The organism is Candidatus Saccharibacteria bacterium, assembly GCA_016700015.1.
Lineage (GTDB): Bacteria > Patescibacteriota > Saccharimonadia > Saccharimonadales > Saccharimonadaceae > Saccharimonas.
Map to the genome: position 1 here is coordinate 549,352 of CP064995.1, position 26,215 is coordinate 575,566.

Annotated in this window: 25 protein-coding genes; 11 read left to right on the forward strand and 14 right to left on the reverse strand. The window is 51.4% G+C overall.

The window, feature by feature from the left end:
* Window positions 1-13 precede the first annotated feature (13 nt).
* From IPM09_03080 to der, 4 genes are all read left to right on the forward strand, one after another.
* Complete coding sequence (locus tag IPM09_03080; GenBank protein ID QQS21484.1) at window positions 14-997, forward strand: response regulator; 984 nt, start codon at window positions 14-16, stop codon at window positions 995-997.
* Window positions 998-1,005: 8 nt separating this feature from the next.
* On the forward strand, window positions 1,006-1,695 hold the full coding sequence (locus IPM09_03085) for an rRNA pseudouridine synthase (protein ID QQS21485.1): 690 nt from the start codon (window positions 1,006-1,008) through the stop codon (window positions 1,693-1,695).
* A 295-nt stretch (window positions 1,696-1,990) separates the two neighbouring features.
* Window positions 1,991-2,797: a hypothetical protein gene (locus IPM09_03090; GenBank protein QQS21486.1), complete on the forward strand. Its 807-nt coding sequence runs from the start codon at window positions 1,991-1,993 to the stop codon at window positions 2,795-2,797.
* Window positions 2,798-2,951: 154 nt separating this feature from the next.
* On the forward strand, window positions 2,952-4,352 hold the full coding sequence (gene der, locus IPM09_03095; protein ID QQS21487.1) for a ribosome biogenesis GTPase Der: 1,401 nt from the start codon (window positions 2,952-2,954) through the stop codon (window positions 4,350-4,352).
* Window positions 4,353-4,380: 28 nt separating this feature from the next.
* On the opposite strand, the gene IPM09_03100 is transcribed toward der, so the two are convergent.
* From IPM09_03100 to IPM09_03120, 5 genes are all read right to left on the reverse strand, one after another.
* Window positions 4,381-4,722, reverse strand: a complete 342-nt coding sequence (locus IPM09_03100) for a hypothetical protein (GenBank protein QQS21488.1) — start codon at window positions 4,720-4,722, stop codon at window positions 4,381-4,383.
* Between the two features lie 2 nt (window positions 4,723-4,724).
* Entirely contained in the window at window positions 4,725-4,901 is a 177-nt protein-coding gene (locus IPM09_03105) for a hypothetical protein (GenBank protein QQS21489.1), read from the reverse strand.
* 121 nt (window positions 4,902-5,022) lie between these two features.
* Window positions 5,023-5,565 carry a hypothetical protein gene (locus tag IPM09_03110; protein QQS21490.1) on the reverse strand — a complete coding sequence of 181 codons (543 nt, stop codon included), beginning with the start codon at window positions 5,563-5,565 and terminating at the stop codon, window positions 5,023-5,025.
* A gap of 29 nt (window positions 5,566-5,594) precedes the next feature.
* Window positions 5,595-5,945, reverse strand: coding sequence for a hypothetical protein (locus tag IPM09_03115; protein QQS21491.1), 351 nt, complete (start codon window positions 5,943-5,945; stop codon window positions 5,595-5,597).
* Window positions 5,946-6,215: 270 nt separating this feature from the next.
* Window positions 6,216-6,488: a hypothetical protein gene (locus IPM09_03120; GenBank protein QQS21492.1), complete on the reverse strand. Its 273-nt coding sequence runs from the start codon at window positions 6,486-6,488 to the stop codon at window positions 6,216-6,218.
* Between the two features lie 114 nt (window positions 6,489-6,602).
* Between IPM09_03120 and IPM09_03125 the strand changes: the two genes are divergently transcribed.
* Window positions 6,603-7,166: an aminoacyl-tRNA hydrolase gene (locus IPM09_03125; protein QQS21493.1), complete on the forward strand. Its 564-nt coding sequence runs from the start codon at window positions 6,603-6,605 to the stop codon at window positions 7,164-7,166.
* On the opposite strand, the gene IPM09_03130 is transcribed toward IPM09_03125, so the two are convergent.
* Entirely contained in the window at window positions 7,163-7,912 is a 750-nt protein-coding gene (locus IPM09_03130) for a ZIP family metal transporter (GenBank protein QQS21494.1), read from the reverse strand. The two genes, IPM09_03125 and IPM09_03130, sit on opposite strands and share 4 nt — an antisense overlap.
* Window positions 7,913-8,318: 406 nt before the next feature.
* Between IPM09_03130 and dprA the strand changes: the two genes are divergently transcribed.
* From dprA to topA, 3 genes are all read left to right on the forward strand, one after another.
* A complete protein-coding gene (dprA, locus tag IPM09_03135) occupies window positions 8,319-9,179 on the forward strand; it encodes a DNA-protecting protein DprA (GenBank protein QQS21495.1) in 861 nt (286 codons plus the stop codon).
* A gap of 98 nt (window positions 9,180-9,277) precedes the next feature.
* Window positions 9,278-9,760, forward strand: a complete 483-nt coding sequence (locus IPM09_03140) for a hypothetical protein (protein QQS21496.1) — start codon at window positions 9,278-9,280, stop codon at window positions 9,758-9,760.
* Window positions 9,761-9,891: 131 nt separating this feature from the next.
* Window positions 9,892-12,195: a type I DNA topoisomerase gene (gene topA / locus IPM09_03145; GenBank protein ID QQS21497.1), complete on the forward strand. Its 2,304-nt coding sequence runs from the start codon at window positions 9,892-9,894 to the stop codon at window positions 12,193-12,195.
* Between the two features lie 149 nt (window positions 12,196-12,344).
* Here topA and IPM09_03150 read toward each other — a convergent pair whose 3' ends face one another.
* Entirely contained in the window at window positions 12,345-12,542 is a 198-nt protein-coding gene (locus tag IPM09_03150; GenBank protein ID QQS21498.1) for a hypothetical protein, read from the reverse strand.
* 328 nt (window positions 12,543-12,870) lie between these two features.
* On the opposite strand from IPM09_03150, the gene IPM09_03155 reads away from it, so the two are divergent.
* The 3 genes from IPM09_03155 (at window position 12,871) to IPM09_03165 (ending at window position 17,612) form a co-directional block, all read left to right on the forward strand.
* Window positions 12,871-13,929, forward strand: coding sequence for a hypothetical protein (locus tag IPM09_03155; GenBank protein QQS21499.1), 1,059 nt, complete (start codon window positions 12,871-12,873; stop codon window positions 13,927-13,929).
* Window positions 13,930-14,074: 145 nt separating this feature from the next.
* A complete protein-coding gene (locus tag IPM09_03160) occupies window positions 14,075-14,626 on the forward strand; it encodes a hypothetical protein (GenBank protein ID QQS21500.1) in 552 nt (183 codons plus the stop codon).
* 139 nt (window positions 14,627-14,765) lie between these two features.
* A complete protein-coding gene (locus IPM09_03165) occupies window positions 14,766-17,612 on the forward strand; it encodes a type IV secretion system DNA-binding domain-containing protein (GenBank protein QQS21501.1) in 2,847 nt (948 codons plus the stop codon).
* A gap of 2 nt (window positions 17,613-17,614) precedes the next feature.
* Here the strand turns inward: IPM09_03165 and IPM09_03170 are convergent, their stop codons facing one another.
* From IPM09_03170 to IPM09_03200, 7 genes are all read right to left on the reverse strand, one after another.
* A complete protein-coding gene (locus IPM09_03170) occupies window positions 17,615-18,259 on the reverse strand; it encodes an alpha/beta fold hydrolase (protein QQS21502.1) in 645 nt (214 codons plus the stop codon).
* Between the two features lie 134 nt (window positions 18,260-18,393).
* Entirely contained in the window at window positions 18,394-19,221 is an 828-nt protein-coding gene (locus IPM09_03175; GenBank protein QQS21503.1) for an HIT domain-containing protein, read from the reverse strand.
* Between the two features lie 807 nt (window positions 19,222-20,028).
* A complete protein-coding gene (locus tag IPM09_03180) occupies window positions 20,029-20,976 on the reverse strand; it encodes a hypothetical protein (protein ID QQS21504.1) in 948 nt (315 codons plus the stop codon).
* A gap of 38 nt (window positions 20,977-21,014) precedes the next feature.
* Window positions 21,015-22,178, reverse strand: coding sequence for a UDP-N-acetylglucosamine--N-acetylmuramyl-(pentapeptide) pyrophosphoryl-undecaprenol N-acetylglucosamine transferase (locus IPM09_03185; protein QQS21505.1), 1,164 nt, complete (start codon window positions 22,176-22,178; stop codon window positions 21,015-21,017).
* Window positions 22,105-23,424 (reverse strand): FtsW/RodA/SpoVE family cell cycle protein, encoded by a 1,320-nt coding sequence (locus IPM09_03190; protein ID QQS21506.1) that lies wholly within the window; start codon window positions 23,422-23,424, stop codon window positions 22,105-22,107. Before IPM09_03190 ends, IPM09_03185 begins: the two co-directional genes overlap by 74 nt.
* Window positions 23,424-24,452, reverse strand: a complete 1,029-nt coding sequence (locus tag IPM09_03195) for a hypothetical protein (protein QQS21507.1) — start codon at window positions 24,450-24,452, stop codon at window positions 23,424-23,426. The genes IPM09_03190 and IPM09_03195 overlap by 1 nt, the downstream gene beginning before the upstream one ends.
* Before the next feature lie 15 nt (window positions 24,453-24,467).
* On the reverse strand, window positions 24,468-26,213 hold the full coding sequence (locus IPM09_03200; protein ID QQS21508.1) for a penicillin-binding protein 2: 1,746 nt from the start codon (window positions 26,211-26,213) through the stop codon (window positions 24,468-24,470).
* Window positions 26,214-26,215: the final 2 nt, after the last annotated feature.

Consider the following 26,215-nt stretch of genomic DNA (forward strand, 5'->3'; position numbering starts at 1 on the left):
ATAGAAAGTAATTATGGCAAAAATTCTGCTTGTAGAAGATGACAAAAGCCTCCGAGAAATCTATGGGGTACGGCTATTAGCCGAGGGCTACGATATCGTATCGGCTGGTGACGGAGAAGAAGCGCTAGCAATGGCAATCAAAGACCGTCCTGATTTGATCGTCAGTGACGTGATGATGCCCAAAATCAGTGGCTTCGATATGCTTGACATTCTGCGATCTACCACTGAAACCAAGGGCATAAAAGTAATTATGATGACAGCGCTTTCAAGCGAGGACCAGCGTCAGCGCGGGGTAGCGCTTGGTGCCGATCGTTATCTGGTCAAATCGCAGGTTGGGATTGAAGACGTTGTACGTACCGTTCACGAAGTGCTGGCCGACGCGCCAGTCACCGCTCCCACGCTGCTTTCGACCACGCCAAGCCCGGCAACTCCTGCGCCCGCACCTACCGCCTCGTCGCCAGCACCTGTCAGTCTGCCGCAGCCCCCCGTAGCTCCTCTTCCAGTTAGCCCCGCACCCGTCCAGCCCGTCGCGGCACCCGTTGTACCACCGCAACCTCCCGCGACCACAAGCACACCCACGTTAGTCACGCCACCACCCACTCCAGTAGTAGCACAGCCCACACCAACTCCTACACCCGCACCTGCCAGTAGTACACTGCCACAGCCATCAGCACCATTCTCCACCCCTCGTAACACACTTGCCGATAGAGTCATTGAGCCACTTACACAAAACAGTGGTAATCAGCCACCAGATTTTGGTCATATGATGAACCAAGAACTCGCCCAGGCAAACCCTAATCCTTTTTCCGAAAAACCCGCAGTAGAACCCGGTTCGACTAGTACAAACATTCCACCCGCACCACCATCGGCGATTGCAATGCCCGCATCAGCCCCACCGGTTCCATCTGGTCTCAGTTTTGAAGAAACACCACGCCCAGCCAACAGCGCTACGCCACCACTCCCACCAGCCCCCCAACCGCCTAACCCGGGTGTATAATCATTTCCGTGTCTCCTGCTGAATCTCGCCTCAATAAATACCTAGCCTTACAGCTAGGTATCTCGCGCCGCGAAGCCGACAATCTCATCAACACTGGCACGGTTACTGTTAATGGCAAGGTGGCGGAACTAGGCGGCAGGGTTACGCCTGGTGATACGGTTGTCGTCGCCGAGACAATACTGAAGCCAGATGCCGTCGCCCACAGCTATGTCGCGTTTAACAAGCCACGCGGCTATGTGTGCTCGCGTCGCGCCCAGGGGAGCAATGAGACGATTTATGCCTTGCTTCCTAAGGGTTTTCACACCCTCAAACCTGTTGGTCGACTCGACAAAGACAGCTCTGGACTTTTACTACTCACGAATGATGGTGATTTTGCCTACCAGATGACACATCCAAAATTTCGTAAGACAAAGGTCTATTCGCTTCGCCTCAACAAACCACTCGAACCGCTTCATCAGCAAATGATCGCCGATATTGGCATCAGCCTCGACGATGGGCGAAGTCAGTTGGGACTAACACGCCTTGGTGATGATCGCAAGGAGTGGGAGGTGACAATGAGTGAAGGTCGCAATCGACAAATCCGTCGTACTTTCAGTGCCCTTGGCTACACTGTCACTCGTCTCCACCGTACTCAGTTTGGTCCCTATGCGCTTGGTGATATAAAACGCGGTGCCTGGAAAATAGTGACTATTCACTAGGTGGTATAGTCGTCGTAAAACGAGTGTGAACCTGTGTTGATGCTAGTATTTCGTCATGTTATTACCAAAACATCAACCATTCGCAAGCTCGGTTATAGCCGAAATTATTTTGCCTTTACCCCTTAATTTAGATATTGTATATATTACACTAATATACTATTGACTTTTGATGGTAAGTACTGAATAATTAATACCAGCAAAAAGCAGTGCCGAACATAGCACCCGTGGTGGGGAGCGATTTTTTGCGCTCATTCACAACCCGGCCGAAAACCAACACAGAAAAGAGGTGAGGTGAATGGTTATCACGGGCACAAAATCCCCGTATACAGTCATTGCGCCGCTCGCCCACACCACGTCGCACCGTCTCTACATCTGCAAGGATGGCACGGGAAACTTGAGATTGCTGCAAATCGCAGTCACTAGGGGCGCGAATGGAGGACTTGGGCGCGGTGCCTACATACTGGGGCAGCTCACCGCTGAGTCTCAGCGACTCGATACGCTCTATGCTACCAAGCATGATGGCAAGCACTTGCACTACGACCGGCTCTTCCCTGAGCTAGTCGAGTCATTTGTTTCGCCCACACAAGACAAACGCCGGGTGAATATTCTGGCGTTTACTGATGTGACAGATGTCGCTAGCCTAGTGCCGTTTTCCAACCTGCGCACGCGTGACCAAGTCCGTCTGGACCTGAAAACGAGTGCGTGGGTGATGGGGCGACTCTTGAAACTGCAGACGTTTGTACACGCACAGGGCGTTGGTATCCGGGCTATTCGTTCGGATAACATCTTGCTCGACCCGAGCAAGCACTTCGCGATCGTGCTCGACTGGTCATCCGCGAGGATGTACCAGCAAGCCATTGAACGTGAAGGGGCAATGTCTGATATCGCTTCGGCCGCCAGTGCGGTGATGGCGAGTATCGGTGGTACGTCACATGGCGTCTCGTATGAACTCGACGAAGCCGAGGTACGCTATGTCGCACTCCTACGCCAGCTTGGCGACGGGGCTGTGACTGATGCGATAACCGCCCATAGCCAGTTCTACGAGCTGGTGCGGGATATTTGGCCCAACGAATTCCACCCATTCACCACACTGCCGCTCTAGAGCGGCCCCAACCGAAAGGAAGCGTCATGGGTTACCGACGATTCACCGAAGCCTCATACACCACGTCGTACAGCGATTATACCATTTATGTATATTTATGTCAATACTGCTCATGCTCGTAATAGGGGTAAAACTCTGGTATAATTAAGCAACTATGGCATCACGACTCCCAACAGTTGCAATCATCGGGCGAGCGAATGCGGGCAAAAGCTCGCTGTTTAACCGTATGGTGCGTGCTCAGCAGGCGATTGTGGCTCGCGAGGCCGGCACCACGCGCGACAACGTAATCGGTAAAGTAGAGCACCAGTATCATCAATTCTGGCTCGTCGATACCGCCGGACTAAAAAACGCCCAAGACGAGTTTGAAGCGACAATCCAGGACCAGATCGAAGAAGCAGCCGCCGCCGCAGATGTCATACTGGTCGTAGTCGATAGCACACAGTACCCTGGCGACGAAGACCGCTTAGTAGCCAAAAAGGCTTTGAAGAGTAAAAAGCCAGTTATTCTCATTACTAACAAAGCCGACCTACGCGAAGCGCTGCACGACAGCGAATTTCAGCGACTTGGTATCAAGCCAATTATTCGTACCAGTGCCGAACACGGTAGCGGCGTCAGCGATGTACTCGACGAAATCATCACCCATATTCCTGCTGGCCACGAAGCTATGCCCGACGATACACTACGTATTGCACTGATTGGCCGCCCCAATGTCGGCAAAAGTTACTTGTTTAACACGCTTGCGGGTAAGCAGCAGGCGATTGTGGCCAATGTTGCCGGCACCACCCGCGACCTCAACCGCGTCAGTGTGACCTACCATGGGCAAGCAATTGAACTCATCGATACGGCCGGTATCCGTCGCCAGGGCAAACAAGAAGTTGGTATCGAGAAGTTTAGCGTTCTGCGCACCCTCGCCGCCATCGAAGAATCAGATATTTGCTTGTTGCTGATGGATGTTACCGAACTCAACACGCAGCTCGATCAGCGGCTTGCCGGCATGATTGCCGAAGCAGGCAAGGGGCTGGTGCTGGTGGTCAGCAAGTGGGACGCCGTCGAAGGCAAAGATGCTTACACGCGTGATGCGATCGCGCCTAAAATTGCCACCAGCTTCGACTTTGTACCCTGGGCGCCACTTATCTTCACCAGTAGTGTTACGGGGCAAAATGTCACCAAACTCTACGATCTCGCCCTCGATATTCGTGCCCGCCGCGACCAAGATACCAAAACCAGGGTACTCAATGACATGCTGCAACAGGCAGTGGCAAAACACCCCCCGGCTGGGCTAAAAAACACTCACCCCAAACTCCGTTACATCGTGCAAACCGATAAAGACCCACCATGGTTTGTTATTCACGGGAGCAACCTCAAATTTGTACACTGGAGCTACAAACGCTACCTCGAGCGCTTGCTGCGCGAAACCTACAGCTACGCGGGCGTACCGATAAAATTTAGTTTCCGCGACGAAAAACAGATCAAAAAGAATGACGAGCGGGTGAAGCGCGGCCTCGAACCCGTCACCAAAACCTATAAACAGCGAAAAAACGCCGAAAAAAAATAACCCCGCCATATTTCAGACGGGGAGTTAGCTACTGCTGTCGCAGCTGCTCGATCACCTGATCGAGCGTCAAGCCCTCTGGGCCGAAGTTCGCAGCGTGGCGCTGCGCATCAACGTACAGGGTATAGCGCAGTTCATAACGCATACCCTGGTATAGGACGACAACCAGCAGTAGCATCGCCACAATACTGACAGTGATCATCAGCCAAGAGCCAGCGATAAAGCTAGCCGGCACCACGATGACCATAAATACCACCAGCAGGCCCATACAGGCACCCATCAACTGACGAACGAGCCGCTGCCAGCCCTTTTTGGGAGTGGCCAGCAACCGCTGCCAGCTTTCGACTTGCGCGATCTCACTCTCGTCATTCATCGCTACCTCCGCAGCCCTAGTAGGTTGTCGAACAGGATAGCGATCGAACGGAGCACTGTCTCAACGACACCTGCGATCGTTTTGATCCACCCACCCACCATGGCGGGCTCCTTGATGGTAGCGTATGCCAGGTAGGCAAGCGCCAGTGTCACGACGATACGTATCACCACTTTCTTCATGCTACCTCCAGCCTGTAGGAGAGAAAAGCTAAAGAATATTACTATAATACATTATTAATTATAATATGTCAAATGAAACGTCCGCCGCTCCCCACTAGGGAAACGACGGACTGATATGTGGCTATCTCCACTGGACGATGCCACGCCACCGCTGCGACACAGGGGTTTCTTGTGGTTCATCAGCAACGGCAGTATGTGCTGTCGCAGCTACCAGACCGTGTGCGGCGTGGAGCTGCTGGTTGAGCGTCCCGGGCTGAGACGCAGTGCGGCGGGCATCGCGTCTCAGCCATAGGTACGCAGCGAGGAGTATTGCTGCACCAACTGCCACCGTGACTATGCTTTCAGCATACTCGCTAATCCAGCGAGCGGTGCCAATAGCAGCAGTGACGAGCACTACAGCAAGAAGTACAAGTGAGCCGATAAACATGGCCCACACTAGGAGTGCTGGCGTCAGTAATGGCACCTGCCAAAACTTTTTCTTGCCGTTCTCCCGGTAGGGAATACGGACAATCCACACCAGCGACAAACCACGTGGCCTCCAGCTGCCAAGCCAAGCGACGATGCCCACATCGAGCAACGTACCTAGTGGCGGAAGCACGTAGAGAATCTTTGCACTCACCGCCAGGGCCATCATCCACTGTGCGTACAGCGTTAATCCGGTCATTTGCGGTCTCCGTCTCCTACACTGCGTGTCTAATGACGCTCCATCCTCCCCACACTCATATCGCGCAGGTAATCCATGCGCGCCTCCCATTTGTGGTCGAGGGGTAACGGTTCCACGACGCCGTACTTCTCTTGCCGCTGCGCCGCCTCCAGTGCGTCGCGATAGCAGCGGTCGGCGGCGGTGACAGTGCGGGTCAGACGCGCAGCGAGCACCCCAACCACGATCATGATCGGAAGGTACCACAGAGTGCGCGTGACAGTCAGAAGATACAGAGCAACGGCCGTGGCGGTCCAGGCCAGCGAGATCAAGACGACCATCCATGCGTAGCCAGTCGTACCCTGCCGCAAAGCCTGGGTGGACGTGTTTTCCTGCTGATTCATCGATACTCCTATGTTCGTAGGGGCGTACCCCTATTTTGAAGGGATATTGGTGTATATTATATCATACTTATTCATATACCACAATGGTACATAAGCTTGAATCCCAAGACCCTTCAAACCACAATAAAGGCGCAGTGCGGCGATGCCCTAATCCTACCGGAAGCAAAAAGCGGTATGGTAAGTGAGGGTTTTATGACTCAGGATATAAAAACCCGCCACCTTGCCTTGCGGCTTGGCAGCGGGGAACGAGTGGATTCACTCAGAGGCGGCTTACTTCGCTTCCTGGTGCGCCACGTTGAGCTCGGCGCTCTTGATGCCAACGACCATGCCGTAGATCAACACGGCCAATAGCAGCAGCCAACTGGCCACCGCAACAAGCAGTGGCACAAGACCCCACTCTTCTAGCAAAATGAGGGTAGTCAGAACCACGCCGATGCCGGCAAACAGCACGGCGACAACCGTGATGCCCGTTCTCTTGCAGGGCGACCCATCTTGCGGGTCAGCCGCCGCCAGCCATCGAGCAGCCTTCTGATACCATAACATGCGCAACTCCCATCCCTACGCACCGCCATCTACTAGGCGGTGTCTCTAGTATTTACTATAGTATATTTGCTATATTATGTCAATAATACGCCAACAACCTGCTATACTGGTGTTATGAAATGTATCATTGGGCTGGGCAATCCAGAGTTGCACTATCGGCAGACAAGGCACAACGTTGGATTTGAGTTACTTGACGCATTTGCGACTACACATGGCGCTACCTGGCAGCGCCGCGACAAGTTTCGCGCCGACATTGCCGAGCTAAACATCGCCGAAGAAAGGGTAATCCTCGTCAAGCCGACAACCTACTATAACCGAGTCGGTGAATCAGCACAGGCAATCGTCGATTTCTATAAAATCACGACAAATGATGTAGTGGTCGCGCACGACGACCTTGCTCTGCCACTCGGCACGATCCGCACCCGACAAGGGGGGAGTGACGGAGGCAACAACGGTCTCAAATCGCTCTCCCAACATCTTGGCGCCAATACAAATCGCATCCGCATTGGCGTCTGGACCGATCATCATACTGCCATGGACAAAGCCGATGTCGTGCTGGGCAAATTTACCGCCGATGAACAGCAAGTAATTACAAAAATTAAACCGACAGCCATTAGCCTGCTACAAGATTTTATCGCCGGTCACTTTGAATCGACAACTCACTACAGCAACAACTAAACACCCAGCATCGTAATCGCAACAGCCACAAACACCACACCACCCAGTAGCACCACCGCCTGCCAGGTACCGATGTTGCGTGGCTGTTCGTGAATATCAGGGATGATGTCGCTCGCTGCGATGTAAATGAACATACCACTGGTGATCGCCAGGAGCTGCGCAATCGGCAGACCGCTATCGGTGCCCAGTAAATACGTCAAACTCGCCGCCACTAGTGTACCCACTGCTGTCATGGTGTTGGCAAGCAGCACTTTTTTGTCTTTCCAGCCGCGCGATAGCAGTATGCCAAAGGTACCTAGTTCTTTGGGTATTTCGTGTGCACTGACAGCCAGCGTGGTGACGATACCAGTCACGGGGTTTGCCACAAATGCCGCGCCAATCGCTACGCCGTCGATCACATTGTGAAGTAGGTCACCAATCATCACCATGACGTTCTGCGACTGATTCTGCACACCATGCGAGTGTTCATGATGGTGGTGAAACCAACCGGCTGTCCGCTCCAGCACAAAAAACGCCAAAAATCCCGCGAGTGCCCACAGCAGTAGCGACCGAGGTTCCGCTAGCTCAAAACTTTCTGGCAGCAGATCAAAAAATGCTGCTGCAAGCAGGGCACCAGCACCAAATGGCATCGCCAAAGTAATAGCGGTCGAACGGCGTTTTTGGCTAAGAAAAATTGTCGCGCCGCCAAGCAGCGAAACCGCGCTGCCTATCAAAATAACCGCGATCATGAGAGCGAATATATCCATACACGCATTGTACCATGCCCATCACTACCACTCGGGAGTATCAAGCATACCAAAAACCGAGCCGAAGCTCGGGTTTTGACTATTCTTCCGTAAAGGTGCCAGGTAAGGGTGGGCATCACCTGGCACCATTACGCCCTTCATCCCACCCTGAAGTCGGGTATTAGCGTGACCCACCTCACAAATACAAGAGGTCCGCCGGACAAAGGGGTTAGTATACGCACGAGAGCTGACAAGGCAAGCCTTGGCCTGACAGTGGAGGGTAGAATACTGGCAAGCACCCTTGTGCGCAACCTAACATAAGTTAGAATAGGGGGTATAAGGTGCTTGATTCAGCTTTCGCTGATCAATCGTACTTCATATTATCACACACTTGACTATATGTCAATACTTTTTACCACCAAATTTTATGAAAATCAATGAAATCTCACCTCTAAAGCATAAGTACTTACGGATTACCTCTGTTATTGCTAAACCACCACAAAAGTTGTTTTATATCGGCGCATTGCCAAAAACTCGAATCCCCACCGTTGCGGTTGTCGGCACGCGCAAGCCAACCAGTTATGGCAAAGAGGTGACTGAGCGCCTGGCGTACGATCTCGCCAGCAAAGGTGTCGTTGTTGTCAGCGGGCTGGCGCTTGGCACCGATGCCATCGCCCACCAAGCTGTTCTCGACGCTAAAGGCACAACTATCGCCATATTGCCATGCGGTCTACCAAAAATCGCACCCGCAACCAACCATCAGCTAGCTCACCGTATCGTCGAGCACGGCGGAGCACTGATTAGCGAGTTCACCGAAGGTGCAGAGATTGTCTGGAAATCGAATTTGCTGCAGCGGAACCGCCTGGTAGCTGGCCTCGCTGATGCACTACTCATTACTGAGGCCAGTGCCCGCAGCGGCACGCTCAATACCGCCGGCCACGCGCTCGAGCAGGGAAAGCACGTGTTTGTGGTACCGGGCAATATCACTAGTCCGCAAAGTGCCGGGTGCAACCAGCTCATCAAACAAGGGGCCACCCCTGTTACCTGCGCCGAAGACATTCTCGAAGTGATTGCACCACAGTTACTTACCGCTCAGTCACAACTGGCACTGGGCGGCACACCCGCCGAAACCGCCATCATAGAGCAACTAAAAGCCGGACTGCGCGATGGTGATGAAATCCAGCGTACAACTGGTACTGCGGCAGAGGAATTTGGCGTCGCGCTCACCATGCTCGAACTTGCCGGCACCATCAAAGCCCTCGGTGCCAACCAGTGGACGCTACGCTAAGACTACATTTGACTACTGATATATCATTTACTTTTACACAAATTTGTTATACTATATCGAATACATAGTAGTCCCCCTACTCGCACCTAGGAGTCCCTATGTTTTCAGACGAGCTAAGAGAAGGCGAAACACTCGCCAGTATTCTCGATAGGAAGATTGCCGAAGTCATTGAGGAAGACCGGCAAAGGAAAGCAAAGGAGCAGCGTGATTACGAGGAGGCATTGACGGCCGCTAAGCCCCTGCTCGATGTCCTTGCTGTTCTCGGCCGCTGGTTCAGTGGGCTGAATGACACCACAGGCTTGTCCGAGCTCCAAATCCAGGTCAAGTTGAATGGGCACAACTTCGGCCTAATGCTGTGCTGGAACCCGGCCATCGAAAAGTGGTTGATACGGTTCCCGAAAACCACCTACATCAGTGCCGAGGTCCTGGAGACGTATCACTTGCGCTTCCTGGCTAGCGTCAACTGGGCTATGCTGGCACGGACCATCGCCGAGATGGCAACCGAGTGCGGTGTCGCCCCGCCACGGTTCGCCCCGCAGGACGCTCTCCCGCAAGACGCGGCAAGCGAACAGGGCGAGTAACCCACACACCCCGCACCCTTACCGGTGCGGGGCTATTTATTTGGCGATACTTGCAAACACCCGGTAACTAGCGTAGTATAAGCCACTGTATTTGGCGCTATGCGCATCGTTATATATAGTAGGTCTAAGTTATGAGCAAAAATCTTGTTATCGTCGAAAGCCCCGCGAAGGCAAAAACTATCGAAAAATACCTGGGCAAAGACTTCAAAGTCCTCAGTAGCATCGGGCATATTCGTAGTATCGCCAAAAAGACCAAAGACGGCACGCCGCCCATCGACGTAAAAAATGGCTTCAAAACTACCTACGAAATCGATAGTGAAAAGAAAAAAGTCATCGCCGAACTAAAAAAAGCCGTCAAAGCCGCCGATACCGTATGGCTCGCCACCGACGAAGACCGCGAAGGCGAGGCAATTGCCTGGCATTTGTGTGAGGTACTTGGGCTCAATCCGGCAAAAACCAACCGTATTGTCTTTCATGAAATTACCAAAACCGCCATTGAAGAAGCGGTCAAAAAGCCACGTACTGTCGACATGCACCTGGTACAAGCCCAGCAAGCTCGACAGATCCTCGACCGTATTGTCGGTTTCGAACTGAGCCCTGTCGTGTGGCAAAAGGTCCCGGGCGGCAAAAGTGCCGGCCGCGTGCAAAGCCCAGCTGTTCGGCTACTCGTCGAGCGCGAGCGCGAAATCAGTGCGTTTGAAGGCAGCGCGCAGTTCAAAGTTAACGCCGTGTTTACCCATGGCAAAGACGAGGTGAAAGCCGAACTCAACAAACGTTTTGACACCGAAGACCAGGCGCGCGCATTCTTGGAAAAACTTCAAGACGCAACCTTCACCGTGACAGGCGTCACCACTTCGCCCAGCACGCGCAACCCAGCTGCGCCGTTTACCACTAGCACCCTCCAGCAAGAAGCCAACAGCAAGCTTGGCTATAGCAGTAAAGCCACCATGGCCAGCGCTCAAAAACTCTACCAAGAAGGGCGTATTACCTACATGCGTACCGATAGCGTCAATTTGAGCGGACAGGCGATTGCTGCAGCAGCCGATTTCATCAAGCGACTCTACGGGGTAGACTACAGCACGGTTCGCAAGTTCAAAACCAAAAGTGCTGGCGCCCAGGAAGCACACGAGGCCATCCGCCCCACCGATATCACCCGCGAAAGCGTCAGCGGCAACGACTACGACCAAAAGCTCTACGACCTCATCCGCCGCCGCACCCTCGCTAGCCAAATGTCACCGGCCAAGCTCGAAAAAACCACCGTCAGCATCGCTATTTCTACCAGCAAAGCAGTCTTTGAAGCCAAGGGCGAAGTCGTCGTCTTTGACGGTTTCCTACGCGTTTATGGGGGCAAAGACGACACACTACTACCGCCACTCAGTAAAGGCGACACCTTGTCACGCTACAGCGTCGAGGCCCGCCAAGTGTTTGCCCGTCCACCCGCCCGCTACAGCGAAGGCGCTTTAGTGAAAAAGCTTGAAGAACTCGGCATTGGCCGCCCCAGCACCTACGCGACAATTATCAATACTGTTCAAACGCGCGGCTATGTAGAGCGTGGCGAAAACGAAGGTACACCGCGCGACGTGGTGGTACTTCAGTTACTCGAAAGTGGCGTCGACAGGGAAGTTGTGCAAGAAAAAACTGGTAGCGATAAGGGTAAGCTGGTGCCTACACCCGCCGGCGAACTGATTAGCGACTTCCTCGGCAACCATTTCAACCAAATTGTCGACTACGGCTTTACTGCGAGCGTCGAAGAGCATTTCGACGACATTGCTGCCGACAAGCTCGAGCGCAACCAAATGCTCGAAGAGTTTTATGCGCCATTCCATAGTCTTATTGAACAATCATCAAGTATCGACCGTAGTAGTGTAGGGCAGAGTCGTGAAGTGGGTGTTGACCCTAGAACCGGTCGTGTTGTTACCGCGCGCTTCGGGCGGTTCGGGCCTATGCTCCAGCTTGGCACTAGCGACGACGCCGACAAACCACAGTTCGCCCCTATGCCACGTGGCGTCAAGATCGACACCGTTACTATCGAACAGGCTATCGAAGCCTTCAAATTACCACGCCTCGTTGGCCAGACCGAAGATGGCCAAGATATCAAAGCCAATATTGGCCGCTTTGGCCCCTACATTCAGGTCGGTAAGCTATTTGTCAGCATCAAAGATCACGATCCGCACGACATTACGCTTGCCGATGCCCGTACGCTTTACGCCGCCAAACTAAAGGCCGAGGCCGAAAAAACGATTGCTGATTTTGGCAGCATAAAAGTCCTTAACGGCCGCTTTGGGCCGTATGTAACCGATGGCAAAAAGAATGCCAAAATCCCTAAAGATACCGACCCTAAAACATTGACTGAAACCAGCGCCAAAAAGCTCCTGGCCGAAGCTCCCGCAAAGAGCAAAGCTCGCCGTATGCCACGTACCCGCAAAAAATCGTAGCATTGCAAATACCGCATATTCATGATATAAATTAAGCGACAGCACATGTTGTCGCTCGTTTCTATGAAAGGGAACTCACTATGCTTGGCTCGCTGATCGGTGCCTTCTTGTTTAGCATAATCCTGCTTGGCGTCTTCCAGGTACTGGGGTTACGCACTCTCAGTGATGACCGCGACTTGTCGCGGTTCTCCAAGATTGTGGCAGTGGTCTGCCTGGTCATGTGGGCCCTCAGGGGCTTCGGGCTGAGTACCCTGTTCAGCCAGATCGGCACGTGGGCCGGCTTCACGGCCGCCGCCTGGCTGTTGGTTCACCTCAATCGCCGTGGCGCCTTGCCGAGGCGCTGACACAGGTACGCCTGGTGCTAGCGATACGTATCGTTAGCACCAGGCTTTTTTGTATCTATGGTGTAATATTATCCACATTTTTCTGTGGATATTTTTTATTTTTGCAGGGGTAGTGTTTGACATAGCAGGGGAGTATGGGCAGGCTAACCATACTTTGATAGCAAAAAAAGCCTAAAAAAAGTATTTACCATTAGCGTCTACATTGTGGTATACTAAAGTTAGAAAAAATTGTGTTTGACATTTCAGAAATATTGTTCTATAATCAAACATAGTTTTACAATAAATGTTAAATTTCCAGAGGTGAGGCGGAGAGGACGAAGAGATACCAGCTATGAGCGACAATGCCAGCAAAGACACAGCCCTAGTTCTAAAGACTGCTGTTCAAGACATTTTGGGAGCGATCGACCAGGAGCGCGAGCGTGAAATCATAACTCGTCGTTTTGGGTTATTTGATCGCCGTGAAACACTCGAGCAGATTGGCGAATTGCTTGGCATTACCCGAGAACGCGTACGCCAGCTCGAAAAAGCCATCCTTATACGACTCAAAATTGCGGCTGACGATGGTAGAATTCCTGTTATCCATGAGGTCGAACGCCTTATCATACGCGACCTCAGCGAAAACGGTCGCGTGGGGCGCATCCAGGATGTCGCAGCTCGTCTGACCAATAGCGTGCCGAGTGCCGAAACCAAAGCTCATGTCGCTTTTGTTGCCGAGCTTTCGCCTAAACTTACGGCTATTAGCGAAAATGATAACTATTTCCAAGGTGTCGGTATCGCCGAGAACGGTGACGAGAAAAAGGTTCGCACCCAAGTGGACGAAATTGTTAAAACCATCAAAAAGCACGGTGAACCTGTCGATATTGAAACACTCCACGGCATGCTTACCCATGAAGCCCCAAGTCAAGTGCGCGCTCTTGCTAGCCTTAGTAAGCTTCTCGCCAACCTCAAAGATGTGTGGGGCCTTGTTAAGTGGCCGACTGTCAACCCCAAGAATATTCGCGACAAAATTTATGTTATTCTTGCCGACAGCGGTAAGCCAATGCATTTTAGTGACATCGCGGGACACATCAAGCAAAGTGATTTTAAGCGCAAAGACGTTACCACGCAAGCGATTCACAATGAACTGATTAAAGACAAACGCTTTGTGCTGATTGGCCGTGGCATTTATGCGCTTGACAGCTGGGGCTACAGCAAGGGAACAGTCAGTGACATCATCACCAAAGTTCTCAAAAAAGCCGGCGAACCACTCCACCGCGACGAGATCGTAAAAAGAGTGCTTAAAAGCCGCCAAGTGAAAGAAACGACCATTCTCTTGAACCTACAGAGCAAACCCGAGTTCAAGCGTGTTGCTAAAGCAACCTACACACTAGCAGAGCCGGTAGCAAAATAGACTCAGGCGACGTTTCGTAGCCACTGCGCACACTACAACCGAAATGCGTACTGCGGCAAAGTAGTACGCATTTCTTGCTATATAGTATATAAAATGATATAATGTACCTGATCGCACCTTCCCACACCCACGAAAGTTGGTCACCATGAACCAGGCAAGACTTGAGTCAAGCAACCGCGAATGGACTGCCGCCAAGAAGTCTTCGCAGCGGATTCGCGCCGCGCTGCTGGTATATGCGGCCGCGCTGATGATTACCGCTTTCTTCTTTGCGGGTGCCGGTGCCCTGCCTGTCGCTATCTTTGTTGCAGGCATGGTCCCGTTTGCCGTCGTGATGTCCCAGCCGCGGTGGCTCGATCGCTTCCGCTATATCTGGCACTACCAGAGCGCGCAAGCCGTCATCGATTACGAGATCGAGGATGATGATGAACCCACCAGGGAGATGCAGCCCGACGGCTCAGTCAAACTGGAGTTTAGTAGCAGCCTGATTATCCGCGAAGGTGACGTCGTGTACATCAACGTCATCAATGGTCCAGTCCTCCAGCCAGTCCCGTACACACCTCGGTTGTGGCAAAGTCTCGGTGGACAGGATGGCCAGAGTAACCGCATCACCTACCGCACACGCATCAACCCCGAAACGGGTTATGGCGAAGGTCAACTGGTTGACTACGAGTCTAATGACGGAACCGTCACCGTGTGACCCACAGTCCGCACCCGAAAGAGCCCGCTCCCCTAGAGCGTAGCGCTCATCGGGGGCGGGCTCTTTTTATATTTGGTGCAAAATCCCGCTAACCCTTGCATTTTTTGCAGAGGTATGATATAATGAACATTACTAAGTTATGTCATTTATCCTTGCCTTTATCAATATGCTTCTCCAGTGGTACGTCTGGCTGCCCATCGTACTGATACTGGCGTATCTGACATGGCGCAACTATCAAAAGGTCGACATCGTCCGCGAGATAGAAAGCGTACTCCTCGTACTTGAGATCCCTAAAACCAATGATAAAAGCGAGCTGGCTGCCGAGCAAATGTTCGCTAGTCTCCACGGCATATTGCGCGATCGCAAAGAGCTTAAACTCAACGGTGGCTACCAAGAACACCTCAGCTTCGAAGTCGCCTCGGTTGGCGGCCGGATTCAGTTCTACGTATGGGTACCAAAAACCTTGCAGAGTTTTGTAGAAGGGCAAATCTATTCGCAGTACCCGCAGGTACAGATCCACGCGGCCGATGAAGACTATGTTACTCACGAGAGGCACCACAGCGTAACCTACACCAGCGAAATTGTGCCGACCGACAAAGAATTTTTGCCCATTAAAACCTTCCAAAGCTTCGAAGTCGACCCGCTGGCGGGCATCACTGGCACACTCGCCAAACTTGAAGACACAGACGAAGAAATTTGGATACAAATCCTTGTGCGCCCAGTAGCCGACGACTGGCATAAAGCAACCGACGCTTGGATTAAATCTGTCAAAAACGGTTCCATAAGCCTATTTAGCGGTGGCGGCATCAACGCCAAATGGTTTGCCGGCCTCTTTGAAGCATTGTGGGCTCCACCAGAGCAGGGCACAGCGAGCGCTGCCGTCAAAGAAGTCAGTGAACGCGACAAAACCCGTATCGCCGAAGCCGAAAAGAAAGCGACGAAACTCGGCTATCAGGCGAAAATCCGCATTGCTTACCTAGGCGAAAGTACAACCAATGCCAAGCTGCGCATGCAGGGAATCGTCGGCACCTTTAAACAATTCAATAGTACCAACCTCAATGGGTTCAAGATGGCTAACGACAGCTTCGCCAAAGAAGCGCTCGACAAATATAAATCCCGTCTTTTTGCCGACAAGGGTTATTTGCTCAATATTGAAGAAGTAGCGAGCGTGTACCACTTGCCTCACACCAACGTCGAAACGCCGAATATTGTCTGGGCCAGTACTAAAACCGCCGAACCACCCGCCAAGCTACCGCTCCTCACCGGCAACCCCGCAATCGATGAAAACATCAGTGCGTTTGGTATGACCAATTTCCGCGGCATCAATCACCAATTTGGTATGCTACGCTACGACCGCTCGCGCCATGTTTACATTATCGGCCAGACCGGTGCGGGTAAGTCAGGTTTGCTCGAGCTCTTCGCGCTGAGCGATATATTCCACGGCCAAGGCTATGCCATTATCGACCCGCACGGCGACTTTGCCATCAACAACATGAAGTTCATTCCTGGGGCTCGTATGAAAGATGTCGTGTATTTTAACCCTGCAGATACGCAGTTCCCGCTCGGCTTCAATCCACTTGAAGTCACCAACCCCGAGCAAAAATCCAACATCAGCAGCGAAGTGATCGGCGTGCTTAAGCGCATGTTCGGCGAGAGTTGGGGACCGCGCCTCGAATACATTCTACGCTATACCATCCTCGCGCTGCTTGATCGTCCCGAAACCACTATGCTCGACATTACCCGTATGCTCACTGACAAAAAGTTCCGCAAAGACACGCTCAGCTACTGTCAGGATACCGTGGTATTGCAGTTCTGGAATGTGGAATTTGCCAGCTGGACCGACAAATTCCAAGCCGAAGCGATCGCGCCCGTACTTAACAAAGTTGGTGCTTTCACCGCCAACCCGGTTATCCGCAACATCATCGGACAGCCCAAAAGCACCTTTAATATCCGCGAGATGATGGACGAGGGCAAAATTCTCATCGTAAACCTCTCTAAAGGCCTCATCGGCGAAGACAACGCTGGTATCCTTGGCTCATTCCTTGTGACTAAAATTCAGCTCGCCGCCATGAGCCGCAGCGATATCGCGAGTATCGAGGACCGTCGTCCATTCTATCTGTACGTCGACGAGTTTCAAAACTTTGCTACTGATAGCTTTGCAACCATTTTGTCCGAAGCTCGCAAATACGGCCTCAACCTTACTGTCGCCAACCAGTACATCAGCCAGATGAGCGACACCGTGCGCAACGCCGTGTTCGGCAACGTCGGCACTATGATTAGTTTCCGTGTCTCGGCCGATGATAGCCCCATCCTGAGCAAGCAGTTCGAGCCACAGTTCGAACCAAATGATCTGTTGCAGATGCACAACCGCAACTTTGTCGTCAATATGGTGATAAATGGCGAGAAAGCTCCGGCCTTCAGCGCGCGCACACTCAACCTGCCACCGGCACAAACCGACAATACACATTTGATTATAGAGAATACCCGTGCGCTTTATGGCCAGCCACGTGCCGCGATTGAAGAATCAATTAACAATCGCATCATGCCGCCCGAAAATCTCGTCGTCAAACGACCTGGCCCTGCCTACACACCACCCAAGAGCGAGGAGCAACGAGAAACCGATCGCCGCGAGCGCGAAGTGGCAATGGTCGCTCAGGGCAAAACCTGGCCAATCAGCAATGTTACGCCCGACGAAGTAAATAGCGCCCTACAGGCGGCGAAAGAGCAGGGGAATACTAGCCCCGCAGCAACCGAGGCGGGCAATCGCCCCGTGGCTGCGTTTGGCTCACACGACAACGACCAAGGTAAGCGTAAACGTCCACGCACGCGTAAGCGTAAGCCCAGCGACGATAATGACTATCCACGCCAGGGGAGCAACAAGCCAAACCGACCGCGCATTATCCGCGAGAGTGATGACCGGCAGGGAGCAGACACCCCTGCGCCAGCGCGTCCGAAAGAAGATCCTACAGTTCTTTCGCTACGCTAAATCTAGCCTTTTATCAGGTCTTTCAACAGCGCTATTAGTTTAGGTCGAGCAGAGCCGGTGAAATTGTGGTCGGCAGCGATTTCATAGCGCTGTGCGCCTGCTAAATGGCCGAGTCGTGTCTTACCCAGCACGTCATCCTCGGTTGCCCGCACTAGTACCGTCGGTACGCTCTCAGCAATACGCGCGTACAACCATTCAGGGTGTACGGTCGCGATTTCGTCCATATACGCTTTATCAATCGTCGTCATTGTACCATCCGAACGCACAAGGTGGTACGCACCAGTACCGTCTTTGTAGCTACCCGGCCGAGCAGCTATGCGCTCGAGCAGTCGCTGCATTATCGTTCCTGTCGGTGGGGCGAGTAGTATCACTTTACTCACTGTACTTACATCAACCATACCGGCAATCATACAACCCTGCGAATGGCAAAGCAGCGTGATGTCTTCGCCCTTATGGGTATCAATGGTTCGCTGCAAACGTTTTGCTTGTTCGGTCAGTGACGGCACGTACGTGCCACCCCTGCCGTCGCTGTCAGTATAGTCAAACAATACAAAGGTTGCACCGCTCAGCGCACCCGCAATCTCCGTAAACATACCGCGCGAATCTGCACGGACCCCAAAGCCATGGGAACAAATCACTGTTTTCATATCGTTTCTTGGCAGCCCGGATAAGGCACCGCCCACGTGGTGAGTAGTCTTAGTCCGTTCCGGGCCATCTCTATTGTAACAATAATCACCAAATTAAATCTCCCTCCGCTTTACAGAGGGAGTATTCGAGAGTTTCAGTGCCGCTGATACGACCAGGGCAGTAACACACCGTCACCAGCAGAGCGCGGTACGATATGCACATGCAAATGAAACATTGTCTGCGTGGCGTCTGGCCCGACAGAGGTGATGAGGTTTGCCTGCAAACCATGGTCGCGCACATATGTCGCAGCATCTTGGAATACCTGCGCTGCGATACCCGGATTGTCTGCCGCTGACGCGATATGCAACCGCGGTACGACAAGTTTGTGACCCGGCACGCATGGCGACAGGGGAGTGAATACTACGCCGTGATCAGTAGTTATCTCCACCTGTCCCTGTGGGTCCGAATGTGCGATCCTACAGAACGCGCAGGCCGTCGCGTCGTCCTCAAACTGTCGGAGCAACCGTAGAGCCGCCGTGATAGTATCGGGCAGGGTACGGTGTGCCGACATGCCAGAACGTGCCACATACCACTCAATGTAGCGGTTGCCTGGTGTTCCTATGGGTGCGCCATAGACAAGCTTGCCACTATCCCACCAATTACCAAACTCGACATTGGTCGTGAATGCTGGCATATGTACCAGCTCACGCGGCACCCACGCCATGATAACACTGGCCTTCTGCAAAGCTTCGAGTTCCCACGCTACCTGCTCATCGTAGTTGCCTCGAAATCGACTCACGCCGTCAGCGTCGGGCCGATCCTCGGGTATGATGAGCGTTCCACTAAACCAATTTCGCCTAAACACTTCGGTGGCCGCCGGGCGCCACGACGTGACTATATCGCTACGCGGTGTCGGTCCGGCTAAAAATATCGAGCGCGGCATCACTCGCGGCAACGGCTCACGGGCGTAGATACTGTCCATCTATCAATCTCTTTCTCTCGAGGTACGTGTCCCATTCTCCTGAGACAGGTTCATTGATAATCATAGGAGACCAGGGGATGGTATTGCAAGAATAAGCACCATCAATCGCACATCCTCCGTCCCTGGCCATAGGGAGCTTTGATATGCTTGAAATAGATAATAGAACAAAAATAGAACATTATTTCAATTCGATATGCATCCATGTGACTCAACCACAGAATATGCCGAATACGTAACAGCAACTGGCAAAAGCCAAAAACAGCCTTGCGGTGCCTATGGGCATGCAGGGAATAGTAATGCAGAACAACAGGTAGGCGGGTCCAAATTTTACAAACTGTGCGTAGGGAAACGTACTCGCGGGTGATATCATTATCTATTGATTTAACGTCGCGCAATATATCTTTCACGACATTAAAACAATGGCTCGAAGATGAGTCAGCATACGTCGAAATAGAGTGCTAATTTAACCTGATACCCCTGGTGGGGGAAGTGCTGCTTCTATTCGAATTATCTATGCATCATTTTACTGTTTGTTGTGCTTCATTTGTATACCACACACTAACTCCATGACCTGCGTGTTGTTAGTTTTGTGACATAGCTATCGCTATAGCGTACCGCTATTTATCCACAAGTCCATGTTTTCACGAGCGCTGATATTTGCATTTTTTAAAAATTATTACCCCCCTATTCTTTTAAGGCTTTCCTTCCCTGTTTGCTTTTTTGTAGTTTCTATATTTTAATATATATTTTTATCAATTATTGAAATAGAACAAAAATAGAACATTTCCCAAGTGGTGAGGAGAGTCCCTATCGGTAAAACGCGCGTTGACTGACGCGAACATCAAGGTACTCTGTTGGCTTAATCCCCTTTGCAGCAAGATACTGCACCGCTCGGGTCGTATCTTCCACCTGCTCCCCCACTGGCCGATCAACACTGAGCTTGATTGGGTAGCTGATGCCATCGACATGAACCGCGATTTGTCGAGATGTACCAAGTGGTAAGTCGACCTGGTTGACATGGTACCCACGGAGTTTCATCTGCCCAATCACGCGGCCAATAAAACCAAGAAAGCGGTTACTGGCGAGCACTTTATTGTCTTTAGTCACAATACCCGTTTGATCAACGACTTTGACATTAGGTTCACTATAGTAATTGCGCACAAACGATACGCCAGTATCATCAACATATAGATTATTATCACCTGTTTTCCAGGCCACGGCCGGCTCACGAATAGTAAGTTGGAGTTCGGTGGTTCCAAAACCAACAAAACGCATATCCGCCGACACAGCAGCGATCTCTGGGCAGTCATGTAGTTGCAAATATTGAGTAAGTCGCTTCGTATCAAGTGAAAAACGAAAGCGCTCCAGGGGCCGCCCATTTAAATATGCTTGTATCTTTTGTTGATATAGCTGCTGATCGACACTGATTGCCGTGCTTGCTTTTATTTGCACCGATGCAATCGACTGATACACCAAAAAACCAAGTAGTACCACTACCGTCATTACTCCGAGCAGGACTGAAGATAACTTTCGACGATGACGCCGTAGGTCATGGGCATGAACCCTGTGAGAACGTAGCTGTGAATGGGTTTCGCTGGCACTCGCAACATTTGATGCCAAACTTCCCGTCAAGGTTCGATTACGACGAAAGGTATAGCGCTGTTCCAGTTCACTGTCCGTAGCACGTGTCTGACGAATCGAAGCCTGACTGCTTCGCCTTACAGATAGCTGTTGTTTTTTTCGCAATAGATTCATACCGCTAGTGGTAGTATACCACCCCTTGTGCTTGCATACTAACTCTGGTTTTTGACTGCAGCTAGCACTAGGAGAGCCATATCACGCGCCGCGTGTGGTTTGGCAAATTCGCTAAATACCTGCGCCATCACCCGCTGCCGAGAACTGTCAGCGAGGATATTCATGATTTCATCGTAGAGTAATTCTGGGCGAGCTTCGAGTTCATTTTCATCTATGATACTGACGGCGTTTTTCTCTGCGTATACCGCAGCGTTTTTGAGTTGGTGACCACCGGTTAAGTAGCCATTTGGCACAAGGATCGTCGGCTTGGCCAAGGCCGCAAGTTCAAGGATTGTCGTCGCTCCAGCTCTTGCCACTACTACATCGGCCGCACCAAGCATGTCCGCCATCCCCTTACTGACGAAAGAGTGTAGCTGATATCGCTCATCATTTTGCGGCGTAAGTGCCCGCATTTCATCATACTGCCCTTCCCCACTAATCAGAATCACATTTGTCCGAGCTAGCAATAATTGCAGCTGCTCGGCAACAGCATCGTTAAGGCGTTTAGCGCCAAGTCCACCACCCGTCACCACCACAAGTGGACGTTCGGCCGTAAAGCCCAGCTGTTGCTTTATTCTGCGACGCCGCTCAGCTGAGTAGGGCGTAAACTCTGCCACTACCGGTACGCCGACATAATGAGAAATTTTTGTTGGATATGAATAAAATTTCAGGGGCGCCCCTGTACCGATAGCTGTAGCCCATTTGGCCAACATGCGATTCGTAAGGCCAGGATGCGCATCGGAGTCATGAATCACCAGGGGTATGCCCAGTAGTTTAGCAGCTAGGCCAATCGGCAAGCAGACAAAGCCACCCTTCGTAAACACGACATCAGGCCGCCATAGCAGAAGTTTTATACTACTCTGTACCAACCCCACCCCAACCAGTACCATATCGCGTAGGTTTGGCAATACAATCCCACGCAGGTTGCGCAGTTGTTGCCAGAGTGTCAGTGAATGATATCGTCGTAATTTGCCGCTAATAATTGTGTCAATACGAATTGAATCATCAAAATGCCCCATAACACTGCGCGCCGAACCGGCAAATTTACGGTCGCACCAAAATCTCACCTCCGCGTCAGGGACGCGCTGCTTAAGCTCTCGTAAAACCGCGACGACTGGGGTGACGTGACCCCCCGATCCGCCGCCGGCTGCTAGAATTCTCATATCTAGGCTCCATTATAGTACTGTGTGACGTAAACTGCGAGAGCTGGTAGACGAGCCCGAGTGCACCGGCCACAAACACCATGCTTGTACCGCCAAAACTGAGTAGCGGCAGCGTGATGCCGGTAAGCGGCACGAGGCCGATCATTGATGCGACATTTAGCACCACATGCGCCGCCAGCCATCCAAAAACTCCAGCAACAGCCAGTTTCATAGTCATATCAGTCAACCTATCAGCAATCCGTAAAATGCGCAGTAACAGCGCTCCGAACAAGCCTAAAATCACCGTTACGCCGACAAAACCAAAGATTTCGCCCATAATAGCAAACACTGAATCATTAATCGCTTCAGGTAAATAGCCGGTTGCCTGTATACTATTACCGATCCCTAGCCCCACTAAACCCCCCGTACCGAGAGCAATCATAGCATTTTTAATATGATAGTTACTGTCGTCGGCTGCTGCATGCGAACTGTCGGTTGCTTTGTCGCCCATCAGAAATGTCGTTAGGCGCTCGCGACGATGTGGCACAAATACAATTAGCAGCACTCCGATCATCATGGCGATTGCCAACATTTGTAACAACAACTTCCAGCTCATTCCGCTCATTGTTAACATCGCACCGACAATCGAACTAAACGCAATACCAGTTCCCATGTCTTTTTGGAGTACGACGACGATAAATAATATCAGTCCGGTAATACCAACCACTGGCAGCACTGTCCTTTCGATATTATTGATCGCTCCCTCGCTGCTACGCTTACTAAGGAAGACCGCAAGGTAAATCAGCAGCGCAATCTTCAGCACCTCGGCTGGTTGAAAGCCTCCCAGCGGACCCAAATTAAACCATCGGTATGCTCCAAGAGTGTTGGTGGCAATCGCATCGATATGCAGCAAATTGCCGGCAACAAATAGTAAGGCAACGAGTCCTAGCCCAATCTGCATCAACTTCATGGCGTAGCGTTTTATGACTGCAAACGGTACTTTACTCAGAACAACAAAAGCCGCTATAGCTGCCGTCAGACTAACCGCCTGCTTAACAACAAAGTAGGTATCGGTATAAAAGTCAGTGTTGTGAACCTTATTCAGAACATTGGCGCGCTGTGGCCCGATAGCATACATGAGTATCAGCCCCAAAAGCATCAATAGCCCCATAAAAAGTACGATTTGGTAGTCTGGCCGATGCCGCCGCTGCAAGCCCTCGCTCACCTTAGTAGACACACGGCCTGCTTGACGACGTGCTCGCTCCACTACACATGACCCCCAGCAAGTGCCAGGAGTAGACCAACGAAGCCAGCGACACAGCCAATCACCCAGAATCGCATAGTCACCTTCACTTCTGGCCAGCCGAGCGCTTCTAGGTGATGGTGGATCGGTGCAGAAATGAAAATTTTTCGATGAAAGAACTTTTTGCTTATCATTTGCAACAGGCTTGAGCCAGCCTCGATTACGAAGATAACCCCCACAATCGGTAGAAGGAACAGGGTGTTTGTAAGCATTGCGATCACGCCGAGACTAGTACCGAACGCAAAGCTGCCTACATCACCCATCATGAAGCGCATCGGGTAAATATTGAACCATAGGTAGCTTAACAGTGCACCAACCGCCGTAAAGCAAAACCCAGCAATCATTTGATGTCCTTGCAAAAGTGCGATTACTCCAAACACAGCATACGCGATTGAAAGCAACCCCCCCGCCAGTCCATCTAGCCCATCACTAATATTTACAGCATTGCTAGTAGCTACTACCGCCAGCACAAATAGTGGCACAATCCACGCACCAAGCATAAAGTCACCAGCAAAGGGAATGTGGATCGCATCATATCCTAACTTGACATAGAAAAACCAACCAAGTGCCAAACTAAGTCCGATGATCATTGCGAATTTTATACTTGACCTAAGCCCCGCTACGCCAGTGCCGGCGCCACGGATATTTATCAGATCGTCCAGCAATCCCACAAAGCCCCCACCAAGCAGCGCCGCAAGCGGTAGCCAGGTCTGTGCTCTATCGAGATTAAACACATAGGTCACAACCGCAATTGCCGTAATACCAATCACTCCCGCCATTGTCGGTACGGTACCGCTGAATTTGTTGGCATGAAGTTTGGTGAATACTTCTAACTTTTCGCCAAGCGTACTCGTGACACGCTGCTTCTTCCAAAATTTATAGCGATAAGCGAAGTAGGTGTAGATAGGTGTCAAAACCATTGCGAGCAGAAATGCGCCAACACTGAGCATGAACGTGGCATTCATTTCGGTAGTAAAGTTATGTATGTTCATTGCTCTATTATACCTCTATTCTTTGGGTGTTAGTTGCAAATAATCAAGCAGCCAGTTGGATAGCTCGTTAAATATTGGCATAGCATGGGCATTACCCGAAAGATTCATGTCTTTGCCTGCCACTTCGACCATAATGACATAGCTCGGTTTGGCTCCCTTTTCGCCACCAAATCCAAGGTAGGTGCCGATTGTCTCTGTGCTAACATATTTGCCGTTTTTGAGCGTCTGCGAGGTGCCGGTTTTACCACCAACATAGTAGCCGGGTTTGTCGGTTTTGCTGTAAAAAGCCTGGCGCGCTTTATACACCATCTCGTGCACTGTCGCCGATGAGGCTGCACTGATCACCCCGGGGTATTGTGGTTTTGCCATCGCAGCATGGTAGTTTCCCTCCTGATCAATCGTGCCACCGATGATTGACGGCGCATAGTACGTACCGCCGTTGACGAGCGCACTAAAACCACTGGCAACTTGCAGCATTGTCACATCCATCCCCTGTCCAAACGCCATATTGCTGTAGCGCACCGCATTCCCCTGCTCTTCGTCTGGCGAAACTACCACACCCTTGGCTTCATTGGCAAGCTCGATACCCGTCAACTGACCAAGCCGCAACCGATTATGGAAGTAGTCGTACATTGTTTCACGCGCGCCCCTAGTAATCGATCCACCATCACCAAGCCGTTGGGCAATCGTTACCATACCGGTGTTCAGCGACCAGTTCAGGGCGTGCTGCATGGTAATCATGCCAGTCTGGCCCTTACTAGCATTGCTGACGGTAATATCATCGATCTTTATGTAGTCGGTGTTGTTATAGGTTGATTCAGGTGTAATCACACCCTTGTCTATGCCTGTTGCAACCGTGAATGTTTTAATGTCAGAACCCGGTTCATAAGGGTTACTAACGGTATCGTTATTGAAAGCTGCGGCATTAGTTACCTCATTTAGTTTGCCCGGGTCGTAAGTCGGTAAATTTGCCATTGCGAGTACCTTGCCGTTCGTTGGATTCATGACGATCACACTAAGCTGCGTCGCCCCAGTACGCTGTGCGCCTTCAAGAAGTGCTTTTTCAGCTTCGGCCTGAATATTGCGATCAATAGTCAATACCAAATTGTCACCATCTTTTGCCGGCTTATTAATATTTTTATCACCCACCGTGAGCGGTACCAGGCGTACGTCAGTGACAGTTTTTAACAACCCGTTCTGGCCGCTCAATCGATCGTTATTGGCTTGCTCGATCCCATACTTCCCCAGCCCTTCCGCGTCCACAAACCCAAGCACTTGGCTCGCAAGCTGACCTTCGGGGTAGACACGCTGGCTTACAGCGTCAAAACCAACCCCAGCAAGATTTTTTTTCTTCAATAACTCAGCCTGCGCTCTCGACACTTTTGTTGCGAGTACTTGGTAGCGTGTGCCGCTGCGGTCTATATACTGCGCAAAGTCTTTGCGCGTATTGCCACCCGCTACACTATTTAATGCGTCGACAATCGCCTGTTTGTCATCCACTTGTACCGGGTCAACCCACACAGTATATACCGTCTCGTTCATCACGAGTCTGACTGGCGTCGAACCTTCCATGGCATAAATTTCACCGCGTTTAGCGCGCAGAGTAAACTGCTTAATCTGTTCGCTATCGGCTTGTGCTACATAGTAATTATGTTGAATAACTTGTATATAAAAAAGTCGCACCACAAAAAGTGCCAGTATGATGGCTATGACAATCGCCAGTCCCCTAGCGCGGCTTTTTGGGGTAAAATGAAGTTCCATAA